Below are 15535 nucleotides of genomic sequence, written 5' to 3' on the forward strand. Positions count from 1 at the left end.
GAGAGACGACGCCCATGCAAGCCATCCAACCCGAAGAACTGACGCGCGCGGCCCAGTGGCTGCAGACGCTGCGCGCCGAGGTCGGCCAGGCCGTGGTCGGCCAGCTCGAGGCGGTCGACCAGACGCTGGTGGCGCTGGTCGCGTCGGGCCATGTGCTGATCGAAGGCGTGCCGGGCCTGGGCAAGACGCTGCTCGCGCGCGCGCTCGCGCAGGCCATGACGCTGCGCTATGCGCGCGTGCAGTTCACGCCCGACCTGATGCCCTCGGACATCACCGGCCACGCGGTGCTCGACATCGCCTCGCGCGGCGACGGCAGCCTCGGCACCCTGCGCGTGCACCAGGGGCCGGTGTTCACCAACCTGCTGCTGGCCGATGAAATCAACCGCGCGCCGGCCAAGACCCAGAGCGCGCTGCTCGAAGTCATGCAGGAGTACCAGGTCACGCTCGAAGGCACGGCCATGCCGCTGCCGCGCCCCTTCATGGTGATGGCGACGCAGAACCCGATCGACACCGAAGGCACCTACCCGTTGCCCGAAGCGCAGCTCGACCGCTTCCTGCTGAAGATCGACATCGGCTTTCCCAGCCACAGCGAGGAAAACGCCATCGTGCAGCTCACCACCAACCAGCGCGCCGGCAACCAGTTTCCGCTCGACGCGGTGCGCCCCTGCCTCGACGAGGCGCAGGTGCTCGAGCTGCAGCGGCTGGCCTGCCTGGTGCAGGCCGACGAGCGCGTGATCGACTACGCGGTGCGCATCGCGCGCGCCACGCGCGACTGGCCGGGCCTGTCTTCGGGCGCCGGGCCGCGCGGCACCATGGCGCTGGTGCGCGCCGCCCGCGCTGCCGCGCTGATGGCCGGGCGCGACTTCATCACGCCCGACGACGTGGCGCGCCAGGCGCTGCCCGCGCTGCGCCACCGCGTGATGATCTCGCCCGACGCGCAGCTCGAAGGCGTCAGCGTCGACGCGCTGCTGCGCGCCGCCCGCGACAGCGTCGAAGCCCCGAGGCTCTAGGCCAGCGGATGCGCATGGCTGTTCCGATCCCCGCGCGCGCGGCCGTGCTGGCGCTGGCCGGCTTGGCCGTGGCCGCCGCCGCGGCGCTGCTGCTGGGCGCGCCGCTGGGCTACGTGGCCGCGGTCGCGGGCGTGCTGCTCGCGCTGGGGCTCGTGCTCGCGGCGTTCGACCTGTGGCACAGCCTGAGGCTCTGGCGCGCCGCGCCGCTGCGCATCGAGCGCAGCCTGCCGGGCGCGTTCTCCCTCGGCGTGCCGACGGTGCTCACGCTCTCGCTGGTGAATGAAGGCGCGCAGCCTTGGCGGGTGGCGGTGTTCGACGAACTCGACGCGCACTTCAGCTTCGACGGGCTGCCGCAGTCCGTCACCGTGCCCGGGGGTTCGCGCGCCGTGCTGCGCTACACCGCCACGGCCACGCAGCGCGGCGTGGCGCAATTCGGCGCCACCCAGCTGCGCTGGCGCACCCGGCTCGGCTGCTTCGAGGTGCGGCATACGCTGGGCGAGCCGCGCCGGCTGCGCGTGTATCCCAACTTCGCCGCGCTGGCGCGCTACGCATGGCTGTCGGGCGACCGGCGGCTCGCGCAGATCGGCATCAAGACCTATGCGCAGCGCGGGCTGGGCACCGACTTCCGCCAGCTCGCCGACTACAAGACCGGCGACTCGCTGCGCCACATCGACTGGAAGGCCACGCAGCGCCAGCGCCGCCCCATCGTGCGCGAGTTCCAGGACGACCGCGACCAGTGCGTGCTCTTTTTGCTCGACTGCGGCCGCCGCATGCGCGCGGACGAAGGCGCGCAGGCACAGAGGGCCAACAGCCACTTCGACGAGGCGCTCAACGCGCTGATGCTGCTGAGCTACGTGGCGCTCAAGGAGGGCGACGAGGTCGGCGCCATGACCTTCGGCTGCCCGCCCGAAGAGCGACGCGACTTCGCGCCGCGCAAGGGCACCGCCACGCTCAATGCGCTGATGAACCGGCTGCACGACATCCAGCCCGGCGCCACCCATTCCGACTACCTGCTGGCCGCGCAGGAGCTGCTGCTCACGCAGAAGCGGCGCGCGCTCGTCATCGTGCTGACCAACTTCCGCGACGAAGACGCCACCGAACTGCGCCCCGCCATCAAGCTGCTGCGCCGCAAGCACCTGGTGCTCGTTGCGAGCCTGCGCGAACGCGTGCTCGGGCGCATCGCCAGCCAGCCGCTGGCGCAGCCGCGCGACGCGGTCGACGTGGCGGCCGCGCACCTGTTCGACCAGTCGAGGCGCGACGCCTTCGCGCGCGTGGTCGGCAACGATCCGCTGTCGGTCGACGTCGAGCCGGCCGACCTGGCGGTGGCGTTGGTGAACCGCTATCACGCCGTCAAAAGGGCTGGCCTTTTGTAGCCATCCCTGTCCAAAATGTTTGCGCTCAGTCAATCGTTCAACTACCAACAGTCAGAGGAGAAGAAACACATGACGGATTTCACCAACGCCAATCCCAACCTCAACCCGAACCCCTATGCAGCGCCCCGCGCTGCCGTGGACGACGTCTACGACGACAACGCGAGCGTGCAACCCGTGAAGCTCTGGTCCGCCAAGGGCCGCATCGGGCGGGTGCGCTTCCTGGCGTACATGATGTATTCGTACCTGCTGTGCGTCGCGGGGGCCGGCGTGCTGGGCGGCATCATCGGCGCGGCGGGCCTGGGCACGCCGACCGGCATCGGCATCGTGACCGTGCTGGCCCTGATTCCCTATTTCATCTTCTATGTGCTGGTGGCGATCCAGCGTACGCACGACATGGACTGGTCGGGCTGGATGCTGCTGCTGGGACTGATCCCCCTGGTCGGGCTGATCTGGGTCTTCAAGGGCGGCACCAAGGGTCGCAACCGCTTCGGCGCGCCGCCGCCGCCCAATGGCATCGGCGTCATCATCGGCGCGTGGCTGCTGCCCGTGGTCGCGCTGGTCGGCATCGTGCTGGCCATCGCGATGCCGGCCACCCGCTAACGCACCAGCGTCGACTTGCCGAACAGGCTCTCGATGAGTTCCACGGCCACCTCGGCCGTCTGGTTGCGCACGTCGAGGGCCGGGTTCAGCTCCACCACGTCGAGCGAGCAGAGCCGGCCGGTGTCCGAGATCATTTCCATGCACAGCTGCATCTCGCGGTAGGTCGGCCCGCCGCGCACCCCGGTGCCCACGCCGGGCGCGATGCCGGGGTCGAGGCAGTCGAGGTCGAAGCTCACGTGCAGGTGCGTGTCTTCGTCCACGTCCTGCAGCGCTTCCGTCATGGTGGTGCGCATGCCGTGTTCGTCGATGTGGCGCATGTCGAAAACGTTCAGGCCCAGCGTGCGGATGGCTTCCTTCTCGTCGCTGTCCACGCTGCGGATGCCGATGAAGCGGATGGCCTCGTGCGCCAGCGCCGCGCGCTCGCCGCTCCAGCCGGTGAGCACCGAAGGCCCGTGGCCCAGCAGGCACGACACCGGCATGCCGTGCAGGTTGCCGCTGGGGCTGGTGGTCTCGGTGTTGACGTCGGAGTGCGCGTCGAGCCACAGCACGCGCAGCTTCTTGCCGCGCCTGCGCGCATGCCACGCCACCGCGCTGATCGAGCCGATGGCCAGGCAGTGGTCGCCGCCCATCATGAGCGGCACGTGGCCCGCGCCCAGCGCGCTGTCGACGGCGGCGTAGACCGAGCGGTTCCACGTGACCACCTCGTCGAGATGGCGCAGTCCGTTGGCCGGCGGCGCCCACGGCGTGGCGGGTCCGGCGAGGTTGCCGCGGTCGATCACCGCGAAGCCCTGTTTCGCCAGCGCCTCGGGCAGGCCCGCCACGCGCAGCGCATCGGGCCCCATGCCGGCGCCGCGCACGCTGGCGCCGATGTCGGTGGGGGCGCCTATCAGTTCGAGGGTGGTGGTGTTGGTCATGCCGGCTTCCCCAGGTGTTGCCACAGATATGCATAGCCCAGCGCATCCATGAACGCCGATTCCTTGTTGTCCGCAGCCGCGCTGTGGCCGCCTTCCATGTTCTCGTAGAAGCTGCTGTCGCAGCCCAGCGCCAGCATCTTCGCGTGCATCTTGCGCGCATGCACCGGCCCCACGCGGTCGTCGCGCGTCGACGTGGTGAAGAGCGCCGGCGGGTAGGCCTGGCCCGGCTTCGCGTTCTCGTAGGGCGAGAAGGTGCGGATGAACTCCCACTCGTCGGGCTGCTCCGGGTCGCCGTATTCCGCGATCCACGAGGCACCGGCCGACAGCTGCGTATAGCGCCGCATGTCGAGCAGCGCGACCTCGCTCACGATCGCGCCGTAGAGCTGCGGGTACAGCGTGAGCATGTTGCCCATCAGCAGCCCGCCGTTGCTGCCGCCCATTGCGCCCAGGTGGGCGGGCGAGGTGATCTTGCGCGCGATGAGGTCCTCGGACACCGCCGCGAAGTCTTCGCAGGTGCGCAGCCGGTTCTCCTGCAGCGCGGCCTGGTGCCAGCGCGGGCCGTACTCGCCGCCGCCGCGGATGTTGGCGATGACATACACGCCGCCCCGGTCCAGCCATGCGCGGCCGATGCTGCCGCTGTAGCTGGGCTGCAATGAAATCTCGAAGCCGCCGTAGGCGTACTGCAGCGTGGGGTTCCTGCCGTTGGCCTGCAGGTCCTTGGCGGCGATCTCGAAGTAGGGCACGCGGGTGCCGTCCTTCGACTGCACGAAGTGCTGGCTCACGCGGTAGCGCGAGGCGTCGAAGAACGCCGGGCTGTGCTTCAGCACCTGGGGCTCGCCCTGGCCGATGGTGCCGATGTAGAGCGTGGTCGGCTGCAGGAAGCCGCTCACCGTGAGGAAGTAGTCGTCGTTCTCGTCCTCGTCGATGCCGCCGGCCGCGATGGTCGAGAGCGCGGGCGCGCCGCCCAGGCTCTCGCGCTTCCACGGCCCCTTTCCATCGGTGGGCGGCGTGAGCACCTCGAGGCGGTTCACCACATCGTGCATCACGTTGAGGATCAGGTGGTTGCGCGTCCACGAGTGGTCGTCCATCGCGGTGGTGTCGTCGGGCTCGAACAGCACCGTCAGCTCGCGCCTGCCGGCCATGTAGTCGTCGAACTTCGCGGCCAGCAGCGAGCCTGATGCGTAGGTGCGGCCACCCACCGTCCAGTCCTCGCGCGGCTCGATCAGCATCCACTCGCGCGTGATGTCGGTGTTGGAGTCGTCGGGCACGTCGATCTTCACGAGCTGGCCGCCGGCGCCGCGCAGCCAGGTCTCGCTCTCGTAGAAGTCGATCTGCCGCGTGACGAAGTCGCGCTCGAAGCCGGGCGTGTTGTCGCGCCAGGCACTGACGGACATGTCGTCGTGCAGGCCCTCGTACACCGTCACGGCATCGGCCAGCGGCGTGCCGCGCCGCCATTCCTTCACGATGCGCGGGTAGCTGGAGCTGGTCATCGAGCCGGGGCCGAAGTCGGTGGCCACGTAGAGGTGGTCGATGTCTTTCCAGCCCACGTGGTTCTTGGCCTCGGGCAGCGAGAAGCCGCCTTCGACGAACTGCGCGGTTTCCAGGTCGAACTCGCGCACCACGTCGGCGTCGGCGCCGCCGCGAGACAGCGAGATCAGGCAGCGCCTGTAGTCGGGCTCCAGGCAGTCGGCGCCGTGCCAGACCCAGTTCTCGCCGTCGGCCGCGGCCAGCGCGTCGAGGTCGAGCACGGTCTCCCAGGCGGGCTGCGGCTTGCGGTACTCGTCCAGCGTGGTGCGGCGCCAGAGGCCCTTCGGGTGGTCCTTGTCGCGCCAGAAGTTGTAGAAGCGCGCACCTATCTTGCGCACCATCGGAATGCGGTCGTCCGAGTCGAGCACCTCGAGGATGCCCTGCTGGAGCGCATCGAACGCGGGCGACCGCGCATAGGCCTGCACGGTGCGGGCGTTCTGCGCGCGGGCCCAGTCGAGCGGCTTGTCGCCGTCGATGTCTTCGAGCCAGAGATGGTCGTCCTGGGCTTGCTGCGGGGGGAGGCTGGATGTCATGGCCTCAGTGTACGGAGGCTGTGTGAAACGGGCGACGCGAGCAGTCGCGGCCCTGCCCGCCGGCACATGGCACTTTTTCGCTACTTCGGGCAAACCCCTGCCTCCCGAGTGCCTTCCCCCGGTGGAAACACTGAATAACCAGCGGCCCCGGAACGCGGTGCCCGCGCTATCCTGCCAAGCGGCGCATGCCCCACCAAGGAGACACAACACATGAAACACCTGAGCGGACTTGATGCCACTTTCCTGCACCTGGAAACGCCGGAAATGCCGATGCACGTGGGCTCCCTGAACGTGCTCGACCTGCCCAAGGGCTACAAGGGCGACTTCTACGAAGACGCCAAGAACTTCATGGCCAGCCGCATCCACCTGGCCGACGTGTTCACGCGCAAGCTCGCGCTGATGCCCTTCGACATGACCAACCCCGTGTGGGTCGAGGACGACGACATCGACCTCGACTACCACGTGCGCCACATCACCCTGCCCAAGCCCGGAACCAACCGGCAGTTGCAGCAATACGTGGCGCGGCTGCATTCCACGCTCATCGACCGCAGCCGGCCGATGTGGGAGTTCTTCATCATCGACGGCTTGAAGAGCGGGCAGGTGGCGCTCTACACCAAGGTGCACCATGCGGGCATCGACGGGCAGGCCGGCGTGGAAGTGGGCAAGGCCATCTTCGACCTAGAACCCACGGGCCGCGTGGTGAAGCCGCCGCGCTCGCGACCGCGCAGCAGCGGCTACCAGCTGGGCATGGCCGAGCTCGCGAGCGCCGCGCTGCGCAACACGGCGCAGCAATACGTGAAGCTCTTCAAGATGGCGCCGGCCATCGCGCGCGCCATCGGCGGCCTGGCCAAGCCCGACGAGAAGGCGGCCGAGAAGAACACGACCGCCGCGCCGAAGAAGTTCAACCTCTTCGCGCCGCGCACCTCGCTCAACGTGTCGATCACCAACCAGCGCACCTTCGCCGGACGCACCATCTCCCTGGCCGAGACCAAGTACATCGCCAAGCACTTCGGCGTGTCGCTCAACGACGTGGTCATGGCCACGGTGGCTGGCGCGCTGCGCCACTACCTGGCCGACAACAACGAGCTGCCGGCCAAGCCGCTGGTGGCCGGCGTGCCGGTGAGCCTGCGCGAGGCCGGCGACCAGACGGCCAACAACCAGGCCAGCATGATCCTGGTGAGCCTGGCCACCGACATCACCGACCCGCTGCAGCGGCTGAAGGCGATCAATGCGTCTTCCACCGCGTCCAAGTCGACCATGAACCGCTTCAAGGCGGTGATCCTCGACGACTTCCCGACCTTCGCCGCGCCCTGGCTGGTGTCGGGCATCGCGTCGATGGTGGGGCGCTCGGGCATCGTCAACCTGCTGCCGCCGGCGGCCAACGTGGCCATCTCCAACGTGGCCGGCGCGCCGTTCCCGATGTACTTTGCCGGCGCGCTCGTCACCTGCTACTACCCGGTATCGATCGCCAGCCACGGCACGGCGCTGAACGTGACGGTGCAGAGCTACAACGGCCGCATGGACTACGGCCTGATCGCCTGCCGCCGCGCCGTGCCCGACATCACCGAGATCGGCGACTACCTGCTGGCCGAGCACAAGCTGCTGATGGAGCTGACGCAGAAGCACCCGGCCGCCGCGGGCGCCGCGCCCGCGCCGGTGCCTCCGAAGACGGTCGAGGCGCCTGCCGACGAGCCCGCGGCCGCCGCGCCGGTTGCCGCGAAGAAGAAGCCGGCCGCGCGCAAGAAGGCGCCGGTGAAGGTCGCGGCGGCGGGGAAGGCGGTGAAGGCCGTGAAGGCGAAGGCGCCCGCCAAGGCTCCTCCCAAGGCGGTGGCGAGGAAGGCCAAGCCCGCCCCCAAGCCCACGGTCCCCAAGCCGCCGGCGCGCAAGGCCGCTCCGGCCAAGCGTTCCAGCGCTTCGCGGGCCGCGGCGGCATGAAAAGAAAATTGGGGCAGTTGGACTAGTTTTCCGACCGTTCTAGTTTTCCAGGCCTAGGCCTTGCGGAAGAAGATGGGTCCATCGCGAAAGACACCCCGTTTCCTTCGCGAACCTTTCAACTTCAAGGAAACCACACCATGTCCACGCAAACTACCATCGCTTCCGCAGCCGTCCACGTCGTCGGCCAGTACAACGACGCTGGCAAGACCCTGGTCGGCGCCTACTGCACCGGCGTGCATCGCCTGCTGAACGGCGCCGCTTCGCGCTACAGCGACTTCCTGGGCAGCCGCCAGATCCCGATGGTGAGCGAGAAGGTCAAGGCCAACCTGATCGGCGCGCAGGAGAAGGTCAACGGCTTCCTGGCCAACCGCCTGGACATCGACACCAGCCGCATCGTGAACGTGATGGACCGCGTGGCCGCGGGCACCACGACCGGCATCGAAACGGTCGCCGCCCGCGTGGCGCGCGTCGAATCGCCGGTGGCCAACTCGGTCATCAACACGCTGAGCGCCATCAACCAGCCGATCGCCACCGTCTCGGTGCAGATCGCCGACAAGATCGCCGCCGGTACCAGGCAGATCGAAGCCCGCGTGAGCGGCGCGGAAGAAGCCGCCAGGCCGGTTCGCACGGTGAAGGCCAAGGCTGCCGTCGCCAAGAAGCCGGTTCGCCGCGCTGCTGCCCGCAAGGCCGCCTGACCCCCGGGGCGCTTCTCGGCGCCCTTTTCATTTTTCCGGCATCTGGAGCACCTGCATGGCGACCCGTCCTGACGAAACCGCAAACGCGAAGAAGAGGGCGGCGCCTGCCAAAAAGAGGGCGCCGGCCGTGAAGAAGAAAGCGCCCGCCGCCAAAAAGCCGGCGGCGCAGCCCGGCAAGGCCGAAGGCCTGCTGCGCGCCGGCCTCAAGGCGCTGGACAACGTGCGCAACGACGTCGCCAAGCGCCAGGCCAACGTGATCGAAGGCCTGCTCGGCATCGGGCAGGGCAAGGTGCCCGGCCTCGGCCTCGACGGCTTCGGCATCCGCAAGTTCGAGGACGTGTTCGACCAGCGCGTCGCCACCGCCCTGCAGCGCCTGGGCATGCCCGGCGCGGACGAAGTGCAGGCCCTGCGCGACGAGGTCGCGCAACTGCGCGAACGCGTGGCGCAGCTCGAAGGCACTGCCACCGTCGCCACCGCCGCCCCGCGCGGGCGCGGCAAACGCTGAGCGGCCACAACGCAACGCCCCGGTTGTGGCCAGCTCCAACACCACGCGCGACCGCATCCTGCAGGCCAGCCTTGCGCTGTTCAACGCACAGGGCCTCGCGGCCGTGTCGACGCACAAGATCGCTGCGGAGCTGGGCATCAGCCCCGGCAACCTGCACTACCACTTCAAGGCCAAGCAGCTCATCGTCGAATGGCTGTTCCGGCGCTTCGAGCAGCGCATGGAAGCGCTGAACGGCTCGTCGGCCTCCATTGCCGCCATCGACGACCTGTGGCTGGCCCTGCACCTGCGCTTCGAGGCCATCGACGAGTACCGCTTCATCTACCGCGACATGGCCTTCCTGGCCGGCGAGTACCCCGCGCTCGGCCAGCGCGCGCAGGCGCTGACGGCGCAGAACCTGCTGGCCGCGCAGGCGCTGTGCGAAGGGCTGGTGGCATCGGGCGTGATCGAGACCAGCGCCGAGCAGGCCCGCATCCTGGCGCTGCAGATGGTGTTCACCACCACCTGCTGGCTGTCGTTCGAGCGCCTCGTGCCGGGCCGCGACGCGCTGGCCCAGGCCGACCCCGGCCTGGCGGCCTTCTACACGCTCACGCTGGTTTCTCCGTATGTTTCGAGCGAATCGAGGGCTTACCTCGATTACCTGAGGGGCAAATACCTCGGATAAATGTCGTTGTTGTCCGACGGGGCATTGGCTGCTGCAGCCCCAACTTCGTCCTGAAGAAGATAAAAACCAGCAAGGATCCATCCACTATGTCCACCGCCACCCGCGCCCGAGCCCACGACTCCATCGCGCCGCCGTCGCGCCTGCTGCTGCTTGCCGAAGCCCGCGCGCTGTGGGAAACCGGCGCGGGCATCGCCATGTGGCCGCTGCTGCAGCTCACGCCGCGCGGCGACGGCCATCCGGTGCTGGTGCTGCCGGGGCTGGTGGCGGGCGACGGTTCCACGCTGCTGCTGCGCCGCTACCTCTGCAGCCGCGGCTACGACGCGCACGGCTGGGGCCTGGGCCGCAACCTGGGTCCGCGCGAGGGCGTGGAAGACGGCATGGTCGAATTGCTCAAGACCCTGCACGAGAAGAGCGGCAAGAAAGTCAGTGTGATCGGCTGGAGCCTGGGCGGTGTCTACGCACGGCTGCTGGCTTCTTCCTATGCGCCGATGATCCGCAACGTCATCACCCTGGGCAGCCCGTTTTCGGGCAGCCCGCGCGCCACCAACGCATGGCGGGTGTACGAAGGCGTGAGCGGGCAGAGTTCGCACGATCCGCGCCGCATGAAGTTCGTGCAGCCCACGCCGCCGGTGCCGACGACCTCGATCTTCAGCCGCACCGACGGCGTGGTGGCATGGCGCTGCAGCATCGAGAAGACCGGGCCGCAGTCGGAGAACATCGAAGTGCTGGCCAGCCACCTGGGGCTCGGCGGGCATCCGGCGGTGCTCTATGCGGTGGCTGACCGGCTGGCGCAGCCCGAGGGGCAGTGGAAGCCGTTCAATCGCGGGTTGCTGGGGCCGCTGGTGTATCCGGATCCGGACCGCGACGCCTGACAAGACTTGGCTGGTGGCTGGCCGAGTGGATCGGCGCCGTCAATCGAATTGACTCGTTCGGGAACATCCGAACCCGTCTTCAAAATCTATCCGGTCCGAACTGTGCCGCTGCCATTCGGCCCAGCGCGGCCGATGTCCGGGCGCTAAAGGTCTAGCTCGGCTCGGAGCTTGCTCCTGATACTTTCCATCATCGACTTGTAGTCCGGGTCTAAGATGAAGTCGATCTCCGACTCGGCTGCAGATTCGATCTCCCTCAGGACGTGCTCCTCTTCCGGGGCGAGCCCGAACCGGGCAATCTTGGTGCAGATCTCCATCAGGATGGCCATCTTGGCTTGCGACAGGGTGATGTTCACTTCCTTGTCGAAATCGTACTTGTCGTTCGTCACAGGCTGCCTCTTGTTTGGACGTTGGTGATCTGGGCCGGATTGAGCCGCCATCCGGAAAGAAAGTTGTGCGAAGTATCTGTCATGACGTTCAAGCCCGTGGAGGGGTTGAGATAGTGGATGACAGGATCGCCACGATACGTTCCGCCGATCATCTGCGTGCCCGCACCCTGCACGTGTGCATCGAGGGCCGACTGATAGTTTGCGGCAGCATTCTTGCTCCAAGGATCGTTCATGCCGAAGTCTCTGGCATGTTTGTATTTGGCTTGTAGCTGCTTCTTGTCGTATTGAACCGTGGGCCGGGGCGGCGGTGCCGGGGGTGGAAGGCGTCGAACAACAGTGCCCTGCGCAGGGGGCTCTGGTGGTGGACTCTGCGTCGAAGACTTTCCTCCGACGGGCCGGCCGACGGGTTCGAGGGGAGCGCCGCGAGCGCTTTCCCCGGGTCTTGGCAGAGGCTCGGAACCACGCTTTCCGCCCCCAAGCCCCACGTGTGCAGCGGCCGCATCGAATGCGGCCGCGCCGACCTGATTGGCCGCTGCCACCTGCTCCTCGCTTCCTCCGAGAACACGTGTTGCTGCACCGGGCGCACCGAAGATCGGCCCCAGCAGGGCAATGCCCGGCGTATTGCCGAAGCGCAGGTTCTGCTCGCTCAGCCAGGCACTCTCGGCGCCGGACATGCTGTTCTCCCAGCGCGGCCCCGGCGTATAGACGTCCTGCTTCCGTGGCTTGCGGCATCTCCGGCCTGCCTAAAACAATAGTGGCACCATGCACAGCCCGTCACCTGTCTATTCCCGCATAAAGCATGTCGGCTTCCTGGAGTCGATGCGCTCGATGCTCAAGCAGGTCGAGTCGTCACGCCGACCGGGGAGGGCATGGTGGAGACAGGGCTCGACCCACAGCGATGTATGAGCTGGCCATCGTCTCGGTCACCGAGGCGCTGGTTCGCATGTGCCGAGCCGCCATCGGTGTCAAGGCCGACGCCGGGCCGCACGGTCTCTCCGACAAGGTGATGGCGCTCGAAGCCTGAGCGCCGCCGGGCCCTCGGGACTCCTTCTTCAGCTGCCCGCCCACACGTCCAGCACATAACGCTGGTCCGCAAGCATCTTGTCCATCCACGCGGCGCTGTCGTGCCCATGCTCGCGCGCCAGGTCGCTCAGCGTGCGCCGCACGTCGGGCTCCATGCGCGAGCCGTCGCCGCACACATAGACCACGGCGCCTGCTTCGAGCAGTTTCCACACATGGGCTGACTGCTCGCGGATCAGGTCCTGCACGTAGACCTTGCGCTCGCCCGCGCGGGAGAACGCGGTGTGCAGCTTCATCAGGCCGCGATGCGCCCAGGCCTCGAGTTCGTCGGCGTAGATGAAGTCCTGCTCCGGATGGCGGCAGCCGAAGAACAGCAGCGCCTCGCCGAGCGCATTGCCGGCTTCTATCTGCGCCGCGCGTTCCTGCAGGAAGCCGCGGAACGGCGCGAGGCCGGTGCCGGGGCCGACCATGATGAGCGGGCGGCTCGCGTCTTCCGGCAGCCTGAAGCCCTCGGCGGTGGTCTCGCGCACCACGCCGTGCACCGTGTCGCCGGCCTCGGCGCGCGCCAGGAAGTTGGAGCACACGCCCTCGAAGGTGCCGATGCCCGACTTGGCCGGGCCGCTCACCACGCCCACTGTCACGCTGCACCTGCCCGGCGTCATCGTCGGCGACGAGGAGATCGAGTAGTAGCGCGGCGACAGCGGCGACAGCATTTCGAGGAACACCGCGAACGGCGCCTGGCAGGCGCGGTGCTCTTCCAGCAGGTCGAGCAGCGACTTGCGCTTGTGGAGCACGTCGGCCTTGTATGCGGCCTGCGAAGCCTCGTCGCTGCCCGAGAGGGCCACCAGCTTGGGCTTGGTGAAAGGGCACTCGGTGTAGGCCGCGAGCGTGGCGATCTGCTTTCGCGTGGCCACGTCCTGCAGCTCGACGTAGTCGCCCAGCAGGCGGTCGACCGCGATCACCTGCTCCACCGGCAGCGCTGCCTTGCGGCCCGCGACGGCATGCAGGCGCACATGCGCGGTGCGGTCGAAGCCGAAGCGCGCCATGGCGCGCTCGACCTGCGCCGGGCTGTTGCGCGGCACCACGCTCAGGTGGTCGCCGGCGCGGTAGACCAGGCCCTCGGGCAGCATCAGCTCGACGTGGCGGGTGGAGCGGCCGGCTTCTCCATTGCCGCCCTTCTGCAGCTCGCGGTTCTCGATGACCCGCAGCGCCACCGCGCCCAGCGCATCGACGATGGCGTTCTTCTGCGGCGGCGGCAGCTCTTCCAGCGTGTAGAGCGGCTCGCTCTGCGCGGGCGTGTCGGCGCCGGTCTTGATGTCGAAGGCCTTCACCAGCTCGGGCCAGAGCGCGTCGCTCCAGTCCTGGAAGGCGCCGTCCATGTCTTCGCGCGCATCGCCCTCGCCGCGTGGATGCACCCGTGTGGCGCCCAGCGCCTCGAGCCGTCCGTCGATGCGGCGCGGCACGGCCTGGTAGGTGGCGGCCCAGTCGGTGTTGCCGCAGCCGAACACGCTGAAGCGCACGCCGTTGAGCGCGTCGTCGGCCTTGTCGAGCCAGCGGTGGAACTCGGCCGCGTTGTCGGGCGCCACGCCGTTGTAGGAAGCGCAGACGATCGCCACCGCGCCGTTGGCCGGCAGCCGCTCTGCATAGTCGTCGAGCGAGGCCAGTTGCGTGGAGAAGCCGCGCATCTCGCCCGCTTCGGCGAGCTGGCGCGCCAGGTCTTCGGCGGTGCCGAGGTTGGAGCCCTGCAGCACCAGCAGCGAGGTGCCGTGGCGCGCTGCCTGCGGCTTGCGCGCCGCGGCGGCCTGAACGGGCTGCACCGGCGCGGCCGCCGCGTCGGTCATGTTGCCGCGCGGGCGCGTGGCCGGGTCGCGCAGCAGCGCCTTGATCCTGAAGCCCTCGGGCTTGATGGTGAGCGCTTCCTTGATCTTCAGCTTGTAGCCCGTGTGGTCCACGAGGTTGAAGCGCTGCAGGATCATGCCCAGCGTGAGCACCGCCTCCTGCAGTGCGAACTGCCGCCCGATGCAGGCGCGCTGCCCGTTGCCGAAAGGCTTGAAGGCGTTCACCGGCCGCTCGCGTTCGGCCTCGCGGCTGAAGTTGTCGGGGTCGAACCGGTCGGCGTTCTCCCCCCAGATGCCCTTGTCACGATGCAGCGCCAGCGCATGCATGATGACCATGTTGTTCTTCTTGATGGTGTACTGGCCGCCGATCTTCGTGTCTTCCTTGGCGCGCATCGAGATGGCCGGCGCCGTGGGGAACAGGCGCAGCGATTCCTTCAGCACCTGCATCACGTACTGCAGGCGGTTGACCTGCGCATAGGTGGGCTTCTGCGTGGTGTCGGGGCCGAACACGTTGTCGACCTCGGCCTGCGCCTTGGCCATGGCCTCGGGGTTGTTCAGCAGGAAGTAGATGGCGAACGAGAGCAGGCCGCTGGTGGTTTCATGCCCCGCGATGAGGAATTCGATGCACTCGTCGCGGATCATCTTGTCGGTGAGCTGCTCGCCGCTCTTCTTGTCCACGCCCGCGATCATGTAGCTCAGCAGGTCGGGCTTGGTGGCGATGTCGGCGCCGCTCGCGCGCCGCTCCTCGATGATGTCTTCCACCATCTTGTGCATGTAGCGGATGTCCTTGCGCTGCTGCGCAAGCTCCTTCTTCAGCATCAGCTCTTCGAGCGGCAGGCCGCGGCGGTTCTGCACCGTCTCCAGCGTGCGCACCATGGCATCGACGAAGGGATGGAACCCTTCGCGGTAGAAGGAGTTGAAGCGATAGCCGAAGCCGCACAGGCCGATGGTGTCGAGCGTGAGCGCGGTCATGTCGCGCACCACGTCCACTTCCTCGTCGAAGTTCAGGCGCTCCCACTTGGTGACCAGTTGCCCGGCGATGTCCAGCATCATCGGGTGGTAGGCCTGCATCGCGCGCTGGCTGAAGTTGGCCAGCAAAATGTTGTGCGGCTTCGACCAGGTCTCTTCGTGCGTGTCCGATGTGAAGAGGCCATGCGACGCGGCGCGCAACCGGCGCAAGGCACCGCGTGTGCTCTTGTCGAAGCGGGCTTCCTCGCACAGCTCGTCGACCAGCGCGGGCGAAGACACCACGATCACCGGCATGCCCGGCATGTCGAGCCAGTAGATGCCACCAAGGTCTTGCGCGATCTTCCACATGTCGAGCACGGGAGAATCGGAGCCGATCGACAGCAGGTTCCCGACGAAGGGCTTCTTCGCCGGATGCGGGATCGGGTGGAGCGAGTTTTTGCCTGCCATCGTTGTTGTGCCTTCGGGTTGGACCCGCTTCGGATGTCCGGGGTGTAACAACCGGAGTATCCCGACGGCACGGGGGCAGGGAGGACGGGGTTTCCCTTAGCTTCCGGGTTCGTTTCTCGGGTTCATTCAGGGCGCGTTCAGGGCGTTCAGGGCGTTCAGGGCGTTCAGGGCGCGCTCACGCCGGCGGGGTACCTTGCTCCGCGAATGTCCCCCGGCCTGCGGCCTCCTCCTTTATTTCGCTGCGCAAGGC

General features: G+C 68.0%; 14 protein-coding genes. 9 read left to right on the top strand and 5 right to left on the bottom strand.

Features of this window, described 5'->3' with window-relative positions; all coding sequences use genetic code 11:
- Positions 1-14 precede the first annotated feature (14 nt).
- From AC1RVW_RS19025 to AC1RVW_RS19035, 3 genes are all read left to right on the top strand, one after another.
- On the top strand, positions 15-1010 hold the full coding sequence (locus tag AC1RVW_RS19025; protein WP_106936649.1) for an AAA family ATPase: 996 nt from the start codon (positions 15-17) through the stop codon (positions 1008-1010).
- A gap of 14 nt (positions 1011-1024) precedes the next feature.
- The gene (locus tag AC1RVW_RS19030) at positions 1025-2383 is read left to right on the top strand and encodes a DUF58 domain-containing protein (RefSeq protein WP_493201765.1); all 1359 of its coding nucleotides are present in this window, start codon (positions 1025-1027) and stop codon (positions 2381-2383) included.
- A 69-nt stretch (positions 2384-2452) separates the two neighbouring features.
- Complete coding sequence (locus AC1RVW_RS19035; RefSeq protein ID WP_285414393.1) at positions 2453-2983, top strand: DUF805 domain-containing protein; 531 nt, start codon at positions 2453-2455, stop codon at positions 2981-2983.
- Here the strand turns inward: AC1RVW_RS19035 and rocF are convergent.
- A complete protein-coding gene (gene rocF, locus AC1RVW_RS19040) occupies positions 2980-3897 on the bottom strand; it encodes an arginase (protein ID WP_409194372.1) in 918 nt (305 codons plus the stop codon). The genes AC1RVW_RS19035 and rocF overlap by 4 nt on opposite strands.
- On the bottom strand, positions 3894-5957 hold the full coding sequence (locus AC1RVW_RS19045) for a prolyl oligopeptidase family serine peptidase (RefSeq protein ID WP_493201768.1): 2064 nt from the start codon (positions 5955-5957) through the stop codon (positions 3894-3896). The genes rocF and AC1RVW_RS19045 overlap by 4 nt, the downstream gene beginning before the upstream one ends.
- A gap of 210 nt (positions 5958-6167) precedes the next feature.
- On the opposite strand from AC1RVW_RS19045, the gene AC1RVW_RS19050 reads away from it, so the two are divergent.
- The 5 genes from AC1RVW_RS19050 (at position 6168) to AC1RVW_RS19070 (ending at position 10625) form a co-directional block, all read left to right on the top strand.
- A complete protein-coding gene (locus AC1RVW_RS19050; RefSeq protein WP_493201769.1) occupies positions 6168-7892 on the top strand; it encodes a WS/DGAT/MGAT family O-acyltransferase in 1725 nt (574 codons plus the stop codon).
- A 137-nt stretch (positions 7893-8029) separates the two neighbouring features.
- A complete protein-coding gene (locus AC1RVW_RS19055; RefSeq protein WP_493201771.1) occupies positions 8030-8587 on the top strand; it encodes a hypothetical protein in 558 nt (185 codons plus the stop codon).
- 127 nt (positions 8588-8714) lie between these two features.
- Positions 8715-9092: a phasin family protein gene (locus AC1RVW_RS19060; protein ID WP_493201773.1), complete on the top strand. Its 378-nt coding sequence runs from the start codon at positions 8715-8717 to the stop codon at positions 9090-9092.
- 25 nt (positions 9093-9117) lie between these two features.
- Positions 9118-9753, top strand: coding sequence for a TetR/AcrR family transcriptional regulator (locus tag AC1RVW_RS19065; RefSeq protein WP_081269805.1), 636 nt, complete (start codon positions 9118-9120; stop codon positions 9751-9753).
- A gap of 86 nt (positions 9754-9839) precedes the next feature.
- Positions 9840-10625: an esterase/lipase family protein gene (locus tag AC1RVW_RS19070; protein ID WP_493201775.1), complete on the top strand. Its 786-nt coding sequence runs from the start codon at positions 9840-9842 to the stop codon at positions 10623-10625.
- A gap of 143 nt (positions 10626-10768) precedes the next feature.
- On the opposite strand, the gene AC1RVW_RS19075 is transcribed toward AC1RVW_RS19070, so the two are convergent.
- Both AC1RVW_RS19075 and AC1RVW_RS19080 read right to left on the bottom strand, forming a co-directional pair.
- Complete coding sequence (locus AC1RVW_RS19075; protein WP_106936658.1) at positions 10769-11011, bottom strand: hypothetical protein; 243 nt, start codon at positions 11009-11011, stop codon at positions 10769-10771.
- Positions 11008-11685, bottom strand: a complete 678-nt coding sequence (locus AC1RVW_RS19080; RefSeq protein WP_493201777.1) for a colicin D domain-containing protein — start codon at positions 11683-11685, stop codon at positions 11008-11010. Before AC1RVW_RS19080 ends, AC1RVW_RS19075 begins: the two co-directional genes overlap by 4 nt.
- 224 nt (positions 11686-11909) lie before the next feature.
- Here AC1RVW_RS19080 and AC1RVW_RS19085 point away from each other — a divergent pair, with 224 nt between their 5' ends.
- Positions 11910-12035 carry a hypothetical protein gene (locus AC1RVW_RS19085; protein WP_267898698.1) on the top strand — a complete coding sequence of 42 codons (126 nt, stop codon included), beginning with the start codon at positions 11910-11912 and terminating at the stop codon, positions 12033-12035.
- A 28-nt stretch (positions 12036-12063) separates the two neighbouring features.
- Here the strand turns inward: AC1RVW_RS19085 and AC1RVW_RS19090 are convergent, their stop codons facing one another.
- A complete protein-coding gene (locus tag AC1RVW_RS19090) occupies positions 12064-15285 on the bottom strand; it encodes a bifunctional cytochrome P450/NADPH--P450 reductase (protein WP_493201780.1) in 3222 nt (1073 codons plus the stop codon).
- Positions 15286-15535: the final 250 nt, after the last annotated feature.

Source organism: Variovorax sp. MPBD4-3 (genome assembly GCF_058809745.1).